General features: G+C 46.1%; 18 protein-coding genes. 4 read left to right on the plus strand and 14 right to left on the minus strand.

Going from position 1 to position 19,227, the window contains the following annotated elements:
* Nucleotides 1-146: 146 nt before the first annotated feature.
* Complete coding sequence (locus HP548_RS18085) at nucleotides 147-1,604, plus strand: 4-hydroxyphenylacetate 3-hydroxylase family protein (protein ID WP_076289003.1); 1,458 nt, start codon at nucleotides 147-149, stop codon at nucleotides 1,602-1,604.
* A gap of 24 nt (nucleotides 1,605-1,628) precedes the next feature.
* On the opposite strand, the gene HP548_RS18090 is transcribed toward HP548_RS18085, so the two are convergent.
* Genes HP548_RS18090 through HP548_RS18100 form a run of 3 tightly spaced genes read right to left on the minus strand, consistent with a single transcriptional unit; the run spans nucleotide 1,629 to nucleotide 3,510 of the window.
* Nucleotides 1,629-2,195 carry a nitroreductase family protein gene (locus HP548_RS18090; RefSeq protein ID WP_099858364.1) on the minus strand — a complete coding sequence of 189 codons (567 nt, stop codon included), beginning with the start codon at nucleotides 2,193-2,195 and terminating at the stop codon, nucleotides 1,629-1,631.
* A 52-nt stretch (nucleotides 2,196-2,247) separates the two neighbouring features.
* On the minus strand, nucleotides 2,248-3,051 hold the full coding sequence (locus tag HP548_RS18095) for a hypothetical protein (protein ID WP_175382445.1): 804 nt from the start codon (nucleotides 3,049-3,051) through the stop codon (nucleotides 2,248-2,250).
* Between the two features lie 6 nt (nucleotides 3,052-3,057).
* Complete coding sequence (locus HP548_RS18100) at nucleotides 3,058-3,510, minus strand: flavodoxin (protein ID WP_175382446.1); 453 nt, start codon at nucleotides 3,508-3,510, stop codon at nucleotides 3,058-3,060.
* A 262-nt stretch (nucleotides 3,511-3,772) separates the two neighbouring features.
* Between HP548_RS18100 and HP548_RS18105 the strand changes: the two genes are divergently transcribed.
* The 3 genes from HP548_RS18105 (at nucleotide 3,773) to HP548_RS18115 (ending at nucleotide 5,833) form a co-directional block, all read left to right on the plus strand.
* Nucleotides 3,773-4,636, plus strand: a complete 864-nt coding sequence (locus HP548_RS18105) for a class I SAM-dependent methyltransferase (protein WP_024630567.1) — start codon at nucleotides 3,773-3,775, stop codon at nucleotides 4,634-4,636.
* Nucleotides 4,637-4,638: 2 nt separating this feature from the next.
* Nucleotides 4,639-5,370 carry an RluA family pseudouridine synthase gene (locus tag HP548_RS18110; RefSeq protein WP_175382447.1) on the plus strand — a complete coding sequence of 244 codons (732 nt, stop codon included), beginning with the start codon at nucleotides 4,639-4,641 and terminating at the stop codon, nucleotides 5,368-5,370.
* Between the two features lie 118 nt (nucleotides 5,371-5,488).
* Nucleotides 5,489-5,833: an MGMT family protein gene (locus tag HP548_RS18115; protein ID WP_064636948.1), complete on the plus strand. Its 345-nt coding sequence runs from the start codon at nucleotides 5,489-5,491 to the stop codon at nucleotides 5,831-5,833.
* A 112-nt stretch (nucleotides 5,834-5,945) separates the two neighbouring features.
* Here HP548_RS18115 and HP548_RS18120 read toward each other — a convergent pair whose 3' ends face one another.
* From HP548_RS18120 to purT, 11 genes are all read right to left on the minus strand, one after another.
* Nucleotides 5,946-7,457, minus strand: coding sequence for a DHA2 family efflux MFS transporter permease subunit (locus tag HP548_RS18120; protein WP_099858367.1), 1,512 nt, complete (start codon nucleotides 7,455-7,457; stop codon nucleotides 5,946-5,948).
* Nucleotides 7,454-7,900, minus strand: coding sequence for a MarR family winged helix-turn-helix transcriptional regulator (locus tag HP548_RS18125; protein ID WP_076288997.1), 447 nt, complete (start codon nucleotides 7,898-7,900; stop codon nucleotides 7,454-7,456). The genes HP548_RS18120 and HP548_RS18125 overlap by 4 nt, the downstream gene beginning before the upstream one ends.
* 242 nt (nucleotides 7,901-8,142) lie before the next feature.
* Complete coding sequence (locus HP548_RS18130; RefSeq protein WP_063563171.1) at nucleotides 8,143-8,580, minus strand: MarR family winged helix-turn-helix transcriptional regulator; 438 nt, start codon at nucleotides 8,578-8,580, stop codon at nucleotides 8,143-8,145.
* A 229-nt stretch (nucleotides 8,581-8,809) separates the two neighbouring features.
* Nucleotides 8,810-11,272: a DNA gyrase subunit A gene (gyrA, locus tag HP548_RS18135; RefSeq protein ID WP_076288996.1), complete on the minus strand. Its 2,463-nt coding sequence runs from the start codon at nucleotides 11,270-11,272 to the stop codon at nucleotides 8,810-8,812.
* Between the two features lie 12 nt (nucleotides 11,273-11,284).
* On the minus strand, nucleotides 11,285-13,264 hold the full coding sequence (parE, locus tag HP548_RS18140; RefSeq protein ID WP_099858369.1) for a DNA topoisomerase IV subunit B: 1,980 nt from the start codon (nucleotides 13,262-13,264) through the stop codon (nucleotides 11,285-11,287).
* A 76-nt stretch (nucleotides 13,265-13,340) separates the two neighbouring features.
* Nucleotides 13,341-14,330, minus strand: coding sequence for an ABC transporter permease (locus HP548_RS18145; protein ID WP_063563174.1), 990 nt, complete (start codon nucleotides 14,328-14,330; stop codon nucleotides 13,341-13,343).
* Nucleotides 14,323-15,288: an ABC transporter ATP-binding protein gene (locus tag HP548_RS18150; protein ID WP_099858370.1), complete on the minus strand. Its 966-nt coding sequence runs from the start codon at nucleotides 15,286-15,288 to the stop codon at nucleotides 14,323-14,325. The genes HP548_RS18145 and HP548_RS18150 overlap by 8 nt, the downstream gene beginning before the upstream one ends.
* The gene (locus tag HP548_RS18155) at nucleotides 15,289-16,155 is read right to left on the minus strand and encodes a GDSL-type esterase/lipase family protein (protein ID WP_076288993.1); all 867 of its coding nucleotides are present in this window, start codon (nucleotides 16,153-16,155) and stop codon (nucleotides 15,289-15,291) included.
* Nucleotides 16,156-16,402: 247 nt separating this feature from the next.
* Entirely contained in the window at nucleotides 16,403-17,212 is an 810-nt protein-coding gene (locus tag HP548_RS18160) for a CAP domain-containing protein (RefSeq protein WP_099858371.1), read from the minus strand.
* 347 nt (nucleotides 17,213-17,559) lie between these two features.
* Nucleotides 17,560-18,018 (minus strand): GNAT family N-acetyltransferase, encoded by a 459-nt coding sequence (locus HP548_RS18165; protein WP_062328403.1) that lies wholly within the window; start codon nucleotides 18,016-18,018, stop codon nucleotides 17,560-17,562.
* Nucleotides 18,008-19,195 (minus strand): formate-dependent phosphoribosylglycinamide formyltransferase, encoded by a 1,188-nt coding sequence (gene purT, locus HP548_RS18170; RefSeq protein ID WP_076288992.1) that lies wholly within the window; start codon nucleotides 19,193-19,195, stop codon nucleotides 18,008-18,010. Before purT ends, HP548_RS18165 begins: the two co-directional genes overlap by 11 nt.
* Between the last annotated feature and the right edge of the window lie 32 nt (nucleotides 19,196-19,227).

Genomic DNA, 19,227 nt, shown 5'->3' on the forward strand with positions numbered 1-19,227 from the left:
TTGTAACAAGAATGATAATTATTATCAAGCTCTTTTCTACAAAATCTGAACTCTCCTCTCTTCATGCACATTGGACTGCCTATTGACGTACACTACGAGAGCAGTCAAACTGCCCATGAACGAATAGACCATAGAGGTGAGTAACGATGCCCGTAAAAAGTGGCAAACAGTATATCGAACGGATCGATGCACAGACGGTCCCCTGCTGGTACAAAGGGGAGCTTGTTACTGGAAAACGTTCTGAACATTTTGCGTTTGCAGGTTTGATGGAAACACAAGCGAAGTTGTACGATCTTCAGTCTGATCCACATTTAATCGATACGATGACTTATGCATCTCCTGCTGACGGAAAACCAGTAGGTATGTCCTTTCTGCCTCCAACCAGTGTGGATGACTTGCGCAGACGCCGAGAAGCAATGAATATTTGGTCAGGGACTCACCATGGTTTTTTAGGACGATCACCCGATTATATGAACACAGCAATTATGGCCTTTTATACTGGGGCAGATATCCTTGAAGAAGTATCGCCACAATACGCCGAAAATCTGAGAAACTACTATGCCTACTGCCGGGATAATGATATTACCCTCTCCCATGCCTTTATCCAGCCCCATGCCAGTAAAATTTCGGGACAATTGGACGCGACCGAAGATGCCATTGCCGCCAAAGTGGTTGATCGCACTGAAGAAGGTCTGATCATTAATGGTGCATTCATGATGGCCACTCAGGCCGCCACGTCAGACGAAATCCTGGTTTATCCTTCCCCTTCACCGGCACCGTTCGACGAAGAAAATCCGTTTGCTTTTGCTTTTGCTGTACCAAATGACCTGCCTGGTATTAGTCTGATCTGCCGGGATACCTACGCCGCCGAGTCCAATTTCAACTATCCACTTAGTTCCAGATATGAAGAGATGGATAACATTGTAATCTTTGATCATGTGCTTGTTCCTCATGAACGGATATTCTTCGCCGGTAATGAGGAAATGTCTGGCCGACTCTTTAGCGGAAGCCATTTTCACATCCACGCAGGACATCAGGTCGTATGCCGGTATATCGCCAAAACGGAATTTGTTCTGGGCACCATTCAGTTACTCGCTGACACGCTCGACCAAGCTGCTGAAACGCATGTGATAGAGAAAACAGCCAGGGTGCTCGCCGGTCTTGAAACGTTAAAAGCACTGGCTCTGGCAGCAGAAGCCGGTGCTATGGAAGATGGACGGGGATTTATAATACCTGCCCCCAAACCGTTAATGGCAGCAAACCTTTTATTCCCCAAACTGTATCCAGAGATGATTGAAATTTTACAACTCTTAGGATCCAGCGGTGTAATTATGGTGCCTCAGGAAGAAGAGTTCCACTCGAATATCGCGCCTCACTTGGATACGTACCTTAGAGGAACCGATATGGTATCTCAGGAACGCACAGCGTTGTTTCGTCTGATCTGGGAGCTTGGAGCAGGATCATTCGGAGGCAGACAGACCCAGTTTGAACGGTTCTTTTTTGGCAACTCGATCACCGTCTCGAACCGGATGTATTCAGCAGTCTTTGCAGATCAATCGTATCGTCAACTCGTTCGTAATTTTATTGCCAAAACCGGCAAATAAATGAGGAATGACTGATTCCCTCGTTTAAACCAGATGGTCGTAGACCGTCATCAGTTCAGAGGCTGGTCTGCCTGCGTCGGTATCCCGAAGTGCAGACTGGTCTCCGTAACCGATGTGGAATACACCCAATACCTTTTCCTCACGCGTTAAACCCATCAAATTCATAAATACGGGATGCTGTTGATAATCATTGATCTTCCAGACGGCATTCAAACCTTGTTCCGCTGCCAGGATGCAAAAACGTTTGCTCCAGGCTTTTGCAGGCAATAAATGGTCTTCCCTGGCACTTGAAGGGGCGACAACAACCAGATGTGCCGGAATAGCTTCCGTATATTGATATGTAGCCCAGTCCCCATAACGATCTGCCAAATGTGGTGGGTAACTCTGTCTGACCGCCTCCAGATACAGTTGACGTCCTTCATTCGCGAACAACATAAACCGCCAAGGCTCTGAACTTATCACATATAAAGATGGATCTGCTTCATCCAGCAACCGTCTTATAACCGACTGTGGTACAGGCAACGGGCTGAATTCACAAGTTCCTGTACGTTTCTTGCCGTTTACTGCATCTTGTCTCAAACCGGTAGACATGGCTCATCCCTCCCTAATCTGCACGATATATCACAACATCCCTTGTCATGCTTTACATCAACCAGTTTTTTTTGGGTTCAGTCTCACTTCTCCACCGATCGACCTCTTCATGAACTCTGGCTTTATCCCGAACCGTAAATTGGTCAGACTCCACCTTCTCTGTGCTCGGAATGCTGTCACGAATCAGTCGAATATAATCCATCGAACGGACAAGCGATTGACGTCCCGGGATATATCGAATCTTGCGACCTTCAAGCAAACAATAGATTTCGATCATGCCTGGCAGCTTGCCAAATGCTTCCCAGCAGAACACGCTCACCATATGCTGGAACGCCTCAACCACATTTGGATCATGGACAACCATATATTTTTGGATGAGCAGTGAATCCCAGCCCTCTGGCTGCCAGGCAGCCTGGAAGATCATGGACAGATGCATCGACAAGGTAGGAAGCTCCGTTCGCCATTGTTCAAATAGAATGGTCGGATGCTTCAGATCAAAGTTCATCGCAATTGCAAGGGATAATTCATCCGTAATTTTGTTTTTTACATCCCAGTAATGAAGTACCGATTCAAATCCGGTTGCCTTTCTAGGCCACCACTTTTCGAGTAAATATTGTACAGGCACCTCTTTGCGCACTTCCGGGTCCATACTGTAAAAAGCATTAACTGCATGGCTGACTGCATATTGTACACGGTGTCTCCATTGCAGCGGTGAGCGCTGTTCAGCCTCCGGTTCCGGGCGGATGAACCGATGCGGGCTGCGCAACATCTCTTCCAATCTGTAATCTTCAAGCAGCCGTACCGGGGTGTCTGACATTCCCGGCTGAAGAGCTGCCTGAACATTATGTCTTAACATGAGTCCTTAGGACACCTGTAATCCGGCAGCAGCAAAACGTTTGCCAAAGTCACGGCACGAATCCTTCTCCTGCTCCATCGGACTGTATTCAATCTTCAGCATCTCTGGAGATACCTCCGCCCCACGTTCCACCAGCTTTGCTGCCGCAAGATCAACGGCTCCGCAGTACTGCTCGTAAGAAGTATCCCCGCTTCCGAACACTGCTGCCCGTTTGCCACTCAGATCTAGCTCATCCAGCTCTTCGTAAAAATCGAGGAATTCATCCGGCAGTTCACCGTCTCCCCACGTGTATACTCCAATGAGAAATCCGTCATAATCAAGTACATCAGCTGCATTGCAATCCGTTACGGACTTGAGATCCACTTCATGCCCACCTTGTTTAATTCCTTCGACGATCAGTTCCGCAATCTCTTCCGTATTTCCTGTCATACTTGCATAAGCCACTAACAATTTAGCCATCTATTTTTCCCTCACTTTTTATTGATCATGTCATACTGTTCCTGAAGAAGTAACATTTGAATTTATCAAAATCATATGTGATAATGATTATCATTGTCAAATTAAATTTTCAATCGGTTTCCATTTCAGTATATGGTGATGGACCAAATTCAACACCATATTAGGCACTGCACCCTTTCAGGCGCCTACCACAACTGGCGTACAGGCCCTTTTTTGTTGTACAATAGTATCCAAATGACTTTTGAAGGATGGATAAATCATTATGTACGTAGCAAAGAACTGGAAGGACTATGAAGTAATCGATACAGGAGGCGGCGAAAAGCTGGAGCGATGGGGCGATGTGATTTTGCGTAGACCCGATCCACAGATCATTTGGCCCCTTGAAAAAGAAACCAATGAATGGCGCCAGGTTCACGGCCATTATCACCGCAGTTCTTCGGGCGGCGGCAGCTGGGATATGAAAAAACCGATCCCAGAACGCTGGACCATCGGATATGAGAACCTGAAATTTCATATTAAACCAACCAGCTTTAAGCATACCGGTCTGTTCCCTGAACAAGCGGCTAACTGGAGCTGGATGATGGATAAAATCGCAGGAGCAGGTCGTCCCATCTCTGTACTGAACCTGTTTGCATATACAGGCGGCGCAACAGTTGCTGCAGCTTATGCCGGAGCTTCAGTTGTTCACGTGGATGCGGCTAAAGGCATGGTACAGTGGGCCAAAGAAAATGTTCAATTATCCGGCCTCGCGGATCGTCCTGTTCGTTTCATTACAGATGATGTTTTCAAATTCGTACAGCGCGAACAACGTCGCGGCAATCGGTATGACGCGATTATTATGGACCCTCCTTCCTATGGCCGCGGCCCTAACGGAGAGACATGGAAGCTGGAAGAGAACCTCTATCCTTTCCTTAAATCCTGTATGGAAATTCTGTCCGATAACCCATTATTCATGCTGGTCAATTCCTACACAACCGGGATTTCGTCTACCGTTCTGCGCAACATGCTGACAATGACGATGTCTGCCCAATACGGCGGTCAAATTACAGCTGGTGAAATTGGTCTTCCAATTACCCGTAGTGGTCTGGATCTGCCATGCGGTATCTTGGGCCGCTGGGAGTCCTGATTATGTCCGAACATTCGCAAACAATGGGAGATATTCCGATTCTGTTTGAGGACAATCATCTGTTAGGCATCACGAAACCGGTCAATGTACCTACCCAGGAAGATGCATCAGGTGATCCGGATTTGCTTACACTGCTAAAACAGGATTTGAAAGAACGCTATAACAAACCTGGCAACGTCTATCTCGGATTAGTACATCGTCTTGACCGCCCCGTTGGTGGTGCCATGATTTTTGCCAAAACATCGAAGGCGGCTTCAAGATTATCCGAGACGGTTCGGGGACGTCATTTCCGCAAAATATATGCGGCTGTTGTACATGGCAAGCTGCCTGCACAGCAAGGAACGTTAAAACACACGCTGCTGAAAGATGCACGTACCAATACCGTTACCGTTGTGCCTAAAGGTACCGCCGGCGGTAAAGATGCTGTGTTGGATTACCGGGTCATCGGCGAAACCGACCGTTACAGTCTGGTCCACATCGAACTGCACACAGGCAGATCACATCAGATTCGGGTCCAAATGAAAGAGATTGGCTGCCCGCTGTTCGGAGATCAAAAGTACGGTGCAGGTGTGAATAAGCCTGGACAACAAATATCTCTCTGGTCTGCCATCGCTGCTTTTCCCCACCCGGTAACAAAGGAAGAAATTGTCCTGCAGTCCCTGCCTCCCCGTGAATCCCCATGGGCAGAGTGGCCGGCAGCTGTGTATGATAACGTATTTAAAGCAGAACATTAATTGATATTTAATATAATCATTCACAGGATCAGGTCAAATCTGACCGTAAACCGTGTCATCCAGATTCCTTATCTGAATGGCGCGGTTTTTTTTACTCCAATGGAAAGGAAGACCTACTATGACACCTTTTACGAAACAGGTCGTCGCCATCATCGCAGCAATCCCGGAGGGAAAAGTCATGACGTATGGACAGATTGCCGCTCATGCAGGCAGCCCGAGAGCTGCCAGGCAAGTTGTACGCATTCTGCACTCCATGAGCCGGAAGGAGCGCCTTCCCTGGCACCGCGTCGTCAATGCCAAAGGTCTGATAGCCATTCCTGACGAGCATTCACGCCTCATGCAAGAAACGGAGCTCATTAGCGAAGGCGTTGAATTCCAGATGGATGGAAGCATCAACCTCAAACTCTTCGGTCATGATCCTGGTCCTACCTTCCTCCTTGATCTATCGACCGATGAAGAATAAAGTCAACACAAGGCATAAACAAAGAGAGTTCAAGCAGTATGATCTGCCTGAACTCTCTTTTGTTTATATAAGACCTTTATTGAATGAATAATAACAGTAATCTAGCTTGATTTTATGCTGTTGCATTCACTTTTTGTTGCTCAGTTGTTACAGGTTCTGTAGCTGGTTTTGTTTTACGGATAAAGAACGCCAGCAGCAAAGCAACTACAGTCATCGCAGTTGCTACAACAAACGCATAGTTTACGCCGTAGATTGTTGCATCTGCGGTAGCACGAAGCATTGCAGCCTTATCATCTGTAGCGATTTGGCCTGTAGCCAGAGTATCTGCCAGATGGGATTTCAGTTTACTACTCATAATCGTAACGAGAATCGCTGTACCAATTGCACCCGCAACCGTACGCAATGTGTTGGACATCGCTGTACCATGTGCATTCAGGCGCTGTGGAAGCTGATTCAGACCCGCTGTTTGAATTGGCATCATCAACATCGACATACCGAACATACGAGCTGTGTAGATAAACATCATGTAACCATAAGTAGTGTCAATCGACAGGCGGCTAAGCCCCCAAGTTGTAATAGCCGTAATTGCAAGGCCGGCAACAGACAACCAGCGTGCTCCGACTTTATCGAAGATGCGACCTGTGATTGGAGACATAATCCCCATCAAGATGGCGCCCGGCATCATCAGCAAACCAGATTCAATTGGTGAGAATCCACGAATATTTTGCAAGAAAATCGGAAGCAAAATCATACCTGCGAACATCGCCATCGTAACAAGCATGTTAATGATCGTTGTTAATGTATACATGTTGTATTTGAAAATACGGAACTCCAACAGCGGATGATCGGTTGTCATCTGTCTAATTACGAACAGGATCAGGGATATGGCCCCTACGACCAGACAAGCAATTACAATTGCACTTCCCCATCCGTCTGTACCCGCATCACTGAAGCCGTACAACAAGCTACCAAAACCGAGTGTAGACAAAATAACACCTGGATAGTCCAATTTAGGTTTGGATTGACGTGTTACATTTTTGACAAACGCAATACCGATTGCAGTTGCAATAACGGAGAATGGCAAAATGATATAGAACAACAGTCTCCAAGAATAATGCTCAACCACATAACCTGACAGTGTTGGTCCAATGGCTGGAGCGAGAATCATCGCGATCCCCATCGTACCCATGGCCTGACCACGTTTCTCAATCGGGAAGATCGTCAAGAATACAACTGTCATCAGAGGCATCAGAATACCTGCACCTGCCGCTTGAATAACACGACCTACCATCAGAATACTAAAGTTCGGACTTAAACCACAGACCAAGGTTCCTAATGTAAAGAGCGTCATAGCCGTAATGAAAATTTGACGTGTCGAAAATTTGGCGATCAGATACGCCGTAACCGGAATCAACACACCATTGACGAGCATATAACCCGTAGTCAGCCATTGGGCTTTATTCGCGCCGATGCCGAGGTCCTCCATAATTTTAGGAAGAGCTACGTTCATCAACGTTTGGTTCAGGAAGGCGACGAATGCACCGATTAACAATGCGGCCACAATCGGGCCTTTCTTAATATTGTCCATCGCTGAGGATGGCGCTGCTGCTGCAGTAGTACTCATTGGTTGTTCATCTCTCTTCCTTCTAACTTTTCAATCATTTGATTATGAATTCTTAGCAGGTGCTCAAGGTCTTCCTTCGGGATATCCAGAATAGGTGACACTCGCTCCATCCACAATTGGTGTGTTTCCTGCTGGGCCCGTTCCCCCTTGCCCGTAATCTGAAGCTTTACGGATCGACGGTCCGAGTCTGAACGGGTTCGAACAATGTACTCACCCTTGACCAGACGCTCCACCACAGCGCTCATGGAGCTGCTGCCCATATGACAGAGCTCAGCCACTTCATTGATACCGATCGAAGGGCGCTCTCTCAAAATGGATAACACCATAAATTGAATCGAAGTGAGCTCAATTTCCTTGTTTTCATTCCAGAATGCTCGGAAGAGCATTTGATTGACCTGCCTAAACGAATTAATAATGTAGAATACTTCATATGTGTCAGACATTAATTCACCCTTTTACTTATGGAATATAATATTTCGTACACGAAATATCAGGGGAACAATTACTTATTATAACAAAAATATTTACATAGTCAACTCTTTACATATAAATTTTTAGAGATTATTCTCAGGCATTCAAAGCAGGCAAAACTCTTTAAAATACACATCAATAAAAAATAACCATAGCCCTCCTGCATGTTCAGCAAGAGTTCCATGGTTACTATTATTTCTCCTGTCCATCGTCGTTAAGATGTGGACAAGGCATGCTCTTTTGTTTTTGGTGTCGTCATTTTGCCTAATAGATATACCAGCAACTGCTGGTTATGCATTGAAATATTGCTGAGAACGGAATTCATAAATTCATTGCGAATGGTAATTCCGCGCTCAGTCTCCATGCGTCCCTTATCAGATAGGGATACCCATACAATTCGTCGATCCTGATCATCCCGATCCCGGCGAATCAGTCCGTTTTTCTCCATACGATCCAACAACATCGTTACTGCTGCGGGTGTTGTAGCCAGAAAAGGAATCAGATCGGATGGTTTCATCTTCTCGTGATCCTCAAGAACCTCCAGTACGGCCAGCTGCGCCTCTGTTAACGAGGGTGCCAGCTCATGATCCATATGCAGCTTGTAGTCCTTGGTCAGCCTCGACCAGCACTTGGCAAAATCGGAATTATACATCTTGAATCGCTCCTCTCTGCAACCGGTTATCACTTCACCTGCTTAAGTTTTCGCCCTTCAAAGCCGCATTCCTGCTGCCTTTTTTCAATTTCCTAGCGATCGACCGTAATCGACGAAGGTTGTTAAACTTCGCATGGTGGTCCTCTTTTAATCCGCGTCTGAACAACAAAATAAGACTCTTCACATGACAGGTTTCCCTGCTCTGTAAAGAGTCTTTATTGAATCCTGATTAGGAGGAAGAAGCTGCCTGATTCTCTGTAAGATCCATGATAAGCTCCACAATTTCATCCTGTTTGTCCACATGCACAAGCAATTTACCAATATGTTTCCGTTCAGTAATAGGTACAGCTTCGGAAGAAATATGATGTGATTGACCTTCCTTGGTCATCACCGTTACATTTCGTTGTTCCCGACAATAGAACGCTCCAGCAATTCGGCTACCGTTCGGTTTCACCCGTTTGCCTTCCTTGAATTCAAATGTTGCCAGTCCCTTGCCGCCACGGCTCTGCAGAGCATAATCCAGCAGTAATGAGCGTTTGCCATAACCCAAGTCAGACAATATAGCAACCTCACCTTCATCGCCTTCCACCCACAGAACAGATACAACTTCATCCGTTTCTTTTAACTGAATACCACGTACGCCTCCAGATACACGCCCCATCGGATTTACTTCATCCTCACGGAAACGGATAGCCATGGCTTCTTTGGTGATCAACATGATATCCTTGCCACCTGTACTTAAATGAACGGATAATACCTCATCATCTTTGCCGACTTTGCATGCGGCTACTGCGCCGGAACGCTTGGTGACGTATTCCTTCAGCTCGGTACGTTTAACCTGTCCTTTGCGGGTGACAAAGACCAGACTATGATCCGGCTCTTCGAAGGATTTAACAGCAAGCACACTTGAGATCCGATCGTCTTTTGCCAGCGGAATAACGTTGACGATCGCCGTCCCCGGGTCTTTCCACTTGAATTCCGGTACCTGATGCACAGGTAACAGGAAATACTGGCCTTTTTTCGTAAATACAAGCAAGTTCTCCAGCGTGTTAACTTCAAGGACCTGAGCGATATAATCGCCTTCCTTCACACCACTTGCGTTACGTTCCCCGCCAGATCGTGTGAATGACTGCATGCCTGTACGCTTGATGTATCCCTCTTTGGACAAAGTGACAAATACATCTTCCGCGTTCACCAGCACTTCCAGATTAACCTTGAGTTCTTCCACTTCGCCCTGAATAGCTGAGCGACGGTCAATTCCGTATTTCTCACGAATCTCCATCAGCTCTTTACGGATGACTCCGATCAGCTTGCGGTCACTATCCAGAATCGAGCGTAATTGCGCGATCTTCTTCATCAGTTCGCCGAGTTCCTTTTCCAGAGAAGTAATCTCCAGATTGGTCAATCGGTATAATTGCAAAGTCAGAATGGAATCCGCTTGACGCTCGGAGAAACCAAACATCCACATCAGGTTATTTTGAGCATCCTGACGGTTCTTCGAAGCTTTAATAGCCGCAATGACCTCATCAAGGATGTTAAGAGCTTTGACTAGACCTTCCAGGACATGTGCACGGTCTTCCGCCTTCTCCAGCTCAAAGCGGGTACGGAACGTCACAACTTCACGCTGATGGGCAATATAAGCCTCGAGGATTGATTTCAATCCCAATTGCTGAGGGGCTTTGTTTACAATCGCAACCATATTGAAGTTGTAAGTGACCTGCAAGTCGGTTTTCTTCAGCAAATAAGCCAAAATACCTTGTGCGTCTGCTTCTTTTTTCAGCTCAACCACGATCCGCAGGCCTTCACGCCCACTTTCATCCCGTACTTCGGCAATTCCTTCAACCTTTTTCTCAAGCCGAATGTTCTCCATCGCTGTAACCAGACGGGATTTTACGACCTGATAAGGGATCTCGGTAATCACGATTTGCTGTTTGCCACCGCGCATATTCTCGATATCGGTTTTGGAGCGGAGATAGATCCTCCCTTTACCTGTACGGTAAGCATCCAGAATGCCGTCGCCGCCCATGATTAGCCCACCTGTCGGAAAATCCGGACCTTTCATAAACATCATGATCTCATCCAGTTCAATCGACGGCTTCTCCATCACAGCAATACAAGCATCAATGGTTTCACGCAAATTATGTGGAGGGATCTCCGTTGCAAAACCAGACGATATCCCACTTACACCATTGACCAGCAGGTTCGGATAACGAGATGGTAATACAACCGGTTCTTTGGCGGTATTATCAAAATTATCCTTAAACAGAACAGTCCGTTTCTCGATATCGCGAAGCATCTCCATTGCGATGGGCGACAAACGGGCCTCCGTATACCGCATGGCCGCTGCCGGGTCATCATCCTGTGACCCCCAGTTTCCATGACCGTCCACGAGCATATGCCCCATTTTCCATGGCTGTGCCATCCGTACCATACCATCATAGATGGAGGAATCTCCGTGAGGATGGTAATTACCCATAACATCCCCAACTGTTTTTGCAGACTTCCGATATGGTTTCTCCGGTGTATTACCTGAATCGTACATTGCGTAAAGAATACGCCGCTGCACCGGCTTCAATCCATCCCGTACATCGGGAATGGCTCGGTCCTGAATAATGTATTTGGAGTAGCGACCGAAACGGTCACCTACGACCTCTTCGAGAAAGGCCGGCATAAATTGTTCTGATAGACTCATTCCAAGCACCTTCTATTCTTCGTACTCTGTAAAGTCGACGTTCTCTACAATCCAGCGTTTGCGCGGATCAACCTTATCACCCATGAGTGTAGATACACGACGTTCCGCTTTTGCTGCATCGACAATTTCTACTTTGAGCAATGCGCGTGTTTCAGGGTTCATCGTTGTCTCCCACAGTTGATCCGGGTTCATCTCGCCAAGTCCTTTATAACGTTGAAGCTCCACATTGTTTCCAAATTCTTTCATGTAATTCGCCAGCTCTTCATCAGTCCAGGCATAACGTACACTAGCCATTTTTCCTGATTTGCGTGTGAGTTTGTATAATGGCGGCTGAGCGATATATATTTTGCCTGCATCAATGAGCGGTTTCATATAGCGGTAGAAGAAAGTCAGCAACAATACCTGTATATGTGCGCCATCTGTGTCGGCATCTGTCATAATTATGATTTTGGAATAATTGCTGTCTTCAACTGCAAATTCGGTTCCAATACCTGCTCCGATGGCCGATGTAATGGCACGATATTCTTCATTTTTGAGGATATCAGCCAATTTCGCTTTTTCCGGATTGAGTGGTTTACCCTTAAGCGGGAGTATCGCCTGAATCTTGGAATCACGTCCCTGTTTGGCTGAACCCCCTGCGGAATCCCCTTCGACGATAAACAATTCATTCCGGGTAAAATCCTTGGATTGTGCCGGAGTCAGTTTGCCGTTCAGGTTGGAGCTTTCACTACGTTTTTTGCCGGTTCGCATCTCATCCCGAGCTTTTCGTGCAGCTTCTCTGGCTCTGGAAGCTTGAACCGCTTTGCGAATCAACGTTTGCGCAACCTGCGGGTTTTCTTCCAAAAACCGTTGGATGTTCTCGGACACGACAGAATCTACTGCGCTACGCGCGGAAGCGCTACCGAGTTGATCCTTCGTTTGTCCAACGAATTCAACCTCCGACATTTTGACACTGATGACTGCCATCATGCCTTCACGAAGATCATTACCTTCGAGGTTTTTATCTTTTTCCTTAATCATGCTGGTACGCCGTGCGTAGTCATTCATCACACGTGTATAAGCTGCTCTGAATCCGGTCTCATGTGTACCGCCGCCCCTAGTGGGAATCGAATTCACGAACGACGCCAGCGTTTCGGTATAACCCGCGTTATACTGAATCGCTACTTCGACCTCAATGTCATCCTTCTCCGCATAGAAGTGAATGACATCATGCAGCACATCTTTATTTTCGTTAAGAAAAGCAACAAACTGGCTTGCTCCGCCTTCGTACATGTACTCATCCTGATTGCCTGACCGTTCGTCCTTGAGCACAATTCTCAGACCCGAATTCAGAAAAGCAATCTCCTGAAGACGTTCTGCCAGTGTATCATAATTAAATTGAATGCCGTTCTGGAACACCCGAATATCCGGTTTAAACGTAACTTTGGTTCCCGTTCGATTGGTATTGCCCAATACTTCGAGACCAGACACCGGTTCTCCGACATGCTCAACGCCTTTTTTGTCTTGCCAATACTCGAATCGTTGACGATGAATCTTGCCATCACGGAAAATCTCGACTTCAAGCCATTCGGACAATGCGTTTGTAACTGACGCACCTACACCGTGCAAACCGCCGGATTTTTTATATCCTGATCCACCGAACTTTCCGCCTGCGTGCAAAATCGTAAACACGACCTGGGGAGTAGGAATCCCTGTTTTATGTATACCTGTCGGAATTCCCCTTCCGTTATCCTGAACCGTAACAGAACCGTCCTTATGCAGCGTGATATCGATTTTGGAGCAGAATTTGGCGAGATGTTCGTCGACAGCGTTATCCACGATTTCCCATACCAAATGATGTAGACCCGAAGTACTGGTGCTGCCGATGTACATCCCCGGCCGTTTCCGTACCGCTACCAGTCCTTCAAGTACTTGAATGTCGTCCGCGTCGTAGCCTGAAGACCCTTGTCCTCCGCCTGTCGAACCTGCCGACATATCGATTTGCTCGACCATTCATGCTCCCCCTTCTTAACTTGCAACTAAAAAAATGCCTGAAATGCAAACAGATGTTTTCTTATCCTTGTCCATTTTAATTCAAGATATCCCGTTTCGTAAAGACAATGAATGACACAAAGAGTGAAGCAATGCCCCAAACACTAAGCACAATAAGGGAAAAACCTAAATTCATCCCTTCGATTGGTGGCAATCCGCCAGACAAATAATTCGGAAGTTCGAGGTTAACCATAAACAAATATTTGGCTGACTGCCAGGATGCAGCCATACTGGTGAGAATAGTTCCTGCTATGAGTGCTGCCATCATGATGACAATACTTGCTGCTGTACTTCGCACTAATACAGAGACCATGAAGGCAAGCATCGCCACAATGATACTGACGAACCAGATCAGCCCTGCCTGCATTAGCATATACAACCACTGGTCCACAGCATGGACTGCTGACATATCGACATCTGTACCCACAACCTTGAATCCGGTAAAGATCGGCATACCGAAACCTTTATATCCGAATACCGCTCCCGAGATGACATAACAGATAACGTACGCCGACACCACAATAATCGACACGAACATAATCAACGTGATGAGCTTACTCAGCAACACTTTCCAACGTTTGACGGGACGGGTCAGAAGCATTTTAATCGTACCTGTGGTGCGCTCACCCGATACCAGATCCGAAGCAATTGCCATAATGAGCAGTGGGATAAACAATCCAACGGCGTTATTCATGAATTCCCGCGTAAAAGTTACACCACCAGGCTCCTTCGGATTGATGTCATTCTCCAGATAGTATTGCATTTGCTGGATGTACACAGTCCTGTACTTTTTGTACTCTTCAGGTACCCGGTCACTGCCAAGCGAGTTCTGATTATCCGTAATGGCTTGTTGCAGTTCAAGCCGCCAGTCGCCGCCAAACTTGTCACGATTATTTTCCGCAGATTTCATTTGGGCATACGTAAACATCGGAACCAGGACCGCAAGTACGATAAAAATAATATAAAGACGTTTTTTCTTTACCATCTTGATCGTTTCGTTTCGGATCAGCGGCATGATGTTACTCAATGGATTCACCTTCTGTCATTTTTAAGAATAGCTGTTCCAGCGTAGGCTGAATCCGCTGCACTCCTTCAACCTGAATTCCGGCTTTCACCATTTGCTGGACTAGGGCCGGAATCCGATCTTCATGCATTTCAGCAACGACCGCATTTAGACCAAGCCCTGCAACAATGGTATCGTCCATAACATCAGCAGGCCGATCCACCAGCGAAATACCTGCATTCAACAGCATTTTTTTACCTTCCTCCAACGGAGTAACATGCCATATTGCCAATTTGGAATGGTCTTCAATCAGTTCATTGACGCCGCCAACTGCAAGCACTCGCCCGGCACTGATAATTGCCACCCTGTCACAAAGAAGCTGGATCTCGCTGAGCAAATGACTACTGACGAATACTGCCATGCCTTCGCTTGCAAGCTGTTTGATAAAGACACGAAGTTCCTTAATCCCTTTGGGATCAAGTCCGTTCGTTGGCTCATCCAGAATCAGCAGCCGTGGGCGACCAAGCAATGCCTGTGCAATGCCAAGTCGTTGACGCATCCCCAGAGAGTAGGTTCTTACTTTATCATGAATCCGCTGATCGAGGCGTACAATATCTACAACTTCCTGAATACGGTCATTATCCACCCCTGGCTGCATACGTGCAAAATGTTCAAGATTCTCCCATCCGGTCAAATACGTGTACACTTCCGGGTTTTCAACAATGGAACCCACATATTTCAGGGCCCGTTCAGGATCACGGTTGACATCATATCCACAAACTTGAATTTTACCTTCTGTCGGTTTAATCAGATCGACTAACATCCGAATGGTTGTTGTTTTCCCGGCACCATTTGGTCCCAGAAAACCAAAAATTTCTCCTGGTTTAACATCAAAAGTAACATCCTTAATAATCCATTTACGTCCAATCTTTTTCTTCAGATGCTGCACGGACAATACGGAATCAGTCTGTTCTTGTGCCATTTATTTTCCGCTCCCTTCTGCTGGAGTCTCTGCCTGATATTCCTGTGCAATTCGAACCGCAATTTGCTCGTACCCTACTCCATTGGGATGGAAATGATCTGACGACAGATATTGTCCCAGATGATTTTCAAACAGATCAAATGTAGGCACAAGTGTCATTTTGTCCTCGTTGTTCAGAACCTTCATTGCAGCATCGTTCCATGCAGCTACAACCGCATTTCCTGGCTCTTTGAGTTCTTTTACATCCCCAAACGGATTGTATAACCCTATGTAGACAATCTGTGCATCAGGGTTAATTTCTTTCACTTTCTTCAAAATCTCCTGCAAACGCTTCGACGTCTCCGGTAATGCCGCAGCAAGTGTCTCTGCCGTTGGAGCGTCTTCTCCCTGTAGAACCTGTCCACCCTGGAACAGATCATTGGCTCCGATCGACAACAGAATAAAGTTGGACTGTTGTAAGACATAACGTACGCCCTGTTCATCTAGCTTGCTCAACAATGCGTCTGTTCTCAAACCATTCACACCCATATTGTTAAGCACTTGCACATCATATCCCTGATCTTTGAGCAAATTACCTGCCCGCCTTACAAAACCAAGTCCCTCATCATCCCCCGTACCTCTTGCCAGGGAATCACCGATTACAGCCATTCGAATTTTGCCATCTTTCACCACAGGTGTTGATTGCCCGCTATCCTTGGCAGGTGTCGTTGTCTGCTGTCCTGTACCTAATTGGGCATCTCCCTCAGGAAAAATGACGTCCTTAATGGCGTATCCAAATCCAAATAACAGCAGTAATGTTGTCAATATAGATACAGTGCTAATGGTTCTCCAGATCCATGGCGCTGAATCAAGATTTCTTTTTTTCATTCATCACATCTCCGCTCATGTACACCTGGCTGGGTGCTTAAAATTTAAAATGATTTTACATTAAGATGACGCTTTTTCTAAATAACATAAATGTTCTGTCGTTAATTTGCAAATTTTGCCGCTGTATTAAGCAGAATTCAGTTTCAAATATGCTTTTACAAAAAAAAGCTATGTCACGCACAGCTTCGAGCTGTGATGACATAACCTTTTTTTGAACTAAAATCAAAATATTCTTCAATAATATGAATTAGTTACCGATAAATTCTTGAGCCCAATATCCGTTGTAGAATCCAACACCAATTTTCGTAAAGTTTTTGCTTAGGATATTCGCACGGTGGCCTTCGCTATTCATCCAAGCTGTAACAACCTCTTGAGGTGTTTTTTGCCCTTTCGCGATATTCTCGCCAGCATAGCTGTAAGTTACTCCGAATTGTTTCATCATGTCAAACGGAGAACCATAGGTCGGTGATTGGTGATCAAAATAATTGTTGTTGCTCATATCTTTAACTTTGGCTACAGCCACTTTGTCCAAAAGAGCATCGGAAGCCAATGCGCCCAGGCCAGCTTTGGCACGTTCAGCGTTCACAAGTTTTACAACTTGAGCTGCAAAATCCGATTGTGTGCTCTCGCTACCACTGTTACCTGTATTACCTGTAGTCGTTCCCGTTCCAGTTCCAGTATTTGAAGGATCTTTGGCTGGAGTAGTTGCCGGTTTCTCTTCTTGAGTTGGCTTTGCAGGTGTTACCGGTTTTGCAGGTGTTGTTGGTTGAGCAGGTTTAGTTGTTTGATCAGGCTTAGTTGTTTGATCAGGCTGTGTTGCAGGCTTCTCTACCGTTGTTTGCCCTTCGCCAGTGGATACAGTGTAACCATTATCTTTCAGCCACTGTTCAATGTACGCTTTTAAGCTATCCGTACTCGTAATTTTAAACGTTGCAGTTTTAATAGTTGTTTTATATGATGCATCTGCAGCGGAAGCGGAAGCAGGGAGCATAACCCCTACGGCGAGTACGGCTGTCAGACTGCTGGTTACCACGGTTTTCATCCATTTCTTCTTCAAATTCATTCATCTCCTTAGGAATATTAGTTATGACAACTTTGTAATTAATACTCTAGGAGTATATCAAGTGAATAGTAGATTGTGAACCCATAAATTATGGAAAAGTAACTTTTTTGTCATTTTTACAAGCTGTTTCAAGTGGGTGTAGACGGTTTATAGTACATTGCACCCAATCCTGCAATCAGCTCTTAAAACGCTGGTATATCAACTAAAACTCTAACCATCAACCTTAAAATACGGCATAAAAAAATGGCATCCGGACAAAAAATCGCCGAATGCCACTTATCTTTTATTTATCATTCACCACACGAAAAACGTGAAGATCGCGATATAATAAAACTCTTTTTCTATAGAAGGACTTTACTGAAACGGTAGCCTCTCTTCTGGAAACCAATATGCTCGTAGAAAGAATAGGTTGTTGAAGTCACTTCACGGTTCGCTCCGGTGACAAACAATTGTTTCCCACCTTGCTGTCTGCCCCAATCCTCGGCACGAGCCATCAGACGACGGCCAATTCCGCCCCCACGATGTTCTTGCCCTACTATCAAGGACGTAATTTGTGCGGCAGGTTCTGGATAGGCATGACTTTGCACACATTGCAAGCCAATCACACCAATAATCTGTTCATCCACTTCGGCAACAAGCATGCATGCGTTTGGATTACTTTCCAAACATTCAATGCGCTCTTTCATGACATTGGCTGTTGTGGGATAGCTGACCTCTCGCATCAGTCCCGTTACCGCTTCAGCATCTCGCAGTTCACACTCTCGGATCATCAGTACAGGGGCCTCAACATTATTGGACATGATTTACCTCCACTTTCAGCATATTAGCGGCTTGTACCGCTGTTTTACGAGCTTCTTCCACATCTTGGCCGGCACTTAATGCTACGGCCATTCGGCGTCCCACTTTGGTCTCAGGTTTGCCAAATACACGAACCTGAGTACGAGGAAGCGCCAGTGCTTCTTCAATCCCGCCTACAGTAAAGTCAGATGTTTCATCATTAGCCTTCAGCGTTGCTGAAGCTCCGGGTGTCAATAAATGTACACCAGTGACCGGAAAACCAAGAATTGCACGCACATGCAGCGCAAACTCGGAACTATCTTGCGTTACCATAGTAACCATGCCTGTATCATGCGGACGTGGCGATACCTCGCTGAACACGACTCCATCTGATGTAAGGAATAATTCGACCCCGAACAGTCCATAACCACCGAGTTCATCCGTAACAGACTTGGCAATATGACAAGCTTGTTCCCATTGCTCCGGTGTCATCGCATGAGGCTGCCACGATTCGACATAATCCCCATCTTTCTGAATGTGACCAATCGGAGGACAAAATACAGTCCCTGAGACAGATCTAACAGTGAGCAGCGTAATTTCGCTGTCAAACTTCACAAAGCTTTCCACAATGACTCGTACGGATTTGCCACGTGCTCCCGAAAGAGCAATGTTCCAGCAATCCTCTACGTCATCCGATGTACGGCATACACTCTGCCCTTTACCGGAAGAACTCATTAGTGGTTTAATTACACATGGTGTACCCAATTCACGAACAGCTTCCTGAAGTTGTTCCAGGTTGTCCGCAAAAAGATAGGCCGCTGTCGGAAGGTTCAATTGTTCTGCTGCCAGACGGCGGATGCCTTCGCGATCCATCGTTAAACGGGCAGCACGCGCCGTAGGAACGACACAAAATCCTTCTTCCTCAAGCTCGAGTAATGCTTCTGTTGCGATTGCTTCAATCTCAGGTACGATGTAATGAGGTTGTTCCTTTCGGACCAATTGTTTCAGAGCTTCGGCATTTAACATGTCGATGCAGTAAGACCGATGCGCTACCTGCATGGCAGGTGCGTTTTCGTAACGATCAACAGCGATCGTCTCTACTCCCAGTCGTTGGGCCTCAATAACGACCTCTTTTCCCAATTCTCCGCTGCCCAATAGCAGCATTTTTTTGGCTTGAGCCGAAAATGGAGCACCCCACATGTTCTTTCCAATCCTCCCAAAGAGAAATCTTC

Origin of the sequence: Paenibacillus taichungensis (assembly GCF_013359905.1) — a bacterium.
GTDB classification, from domain to species: Bacteria; Bacillota; Bacilli; order Paenibacillales; family Paenibacillaceae; genus Paenibacillus; species Paenibacillus taichungensis.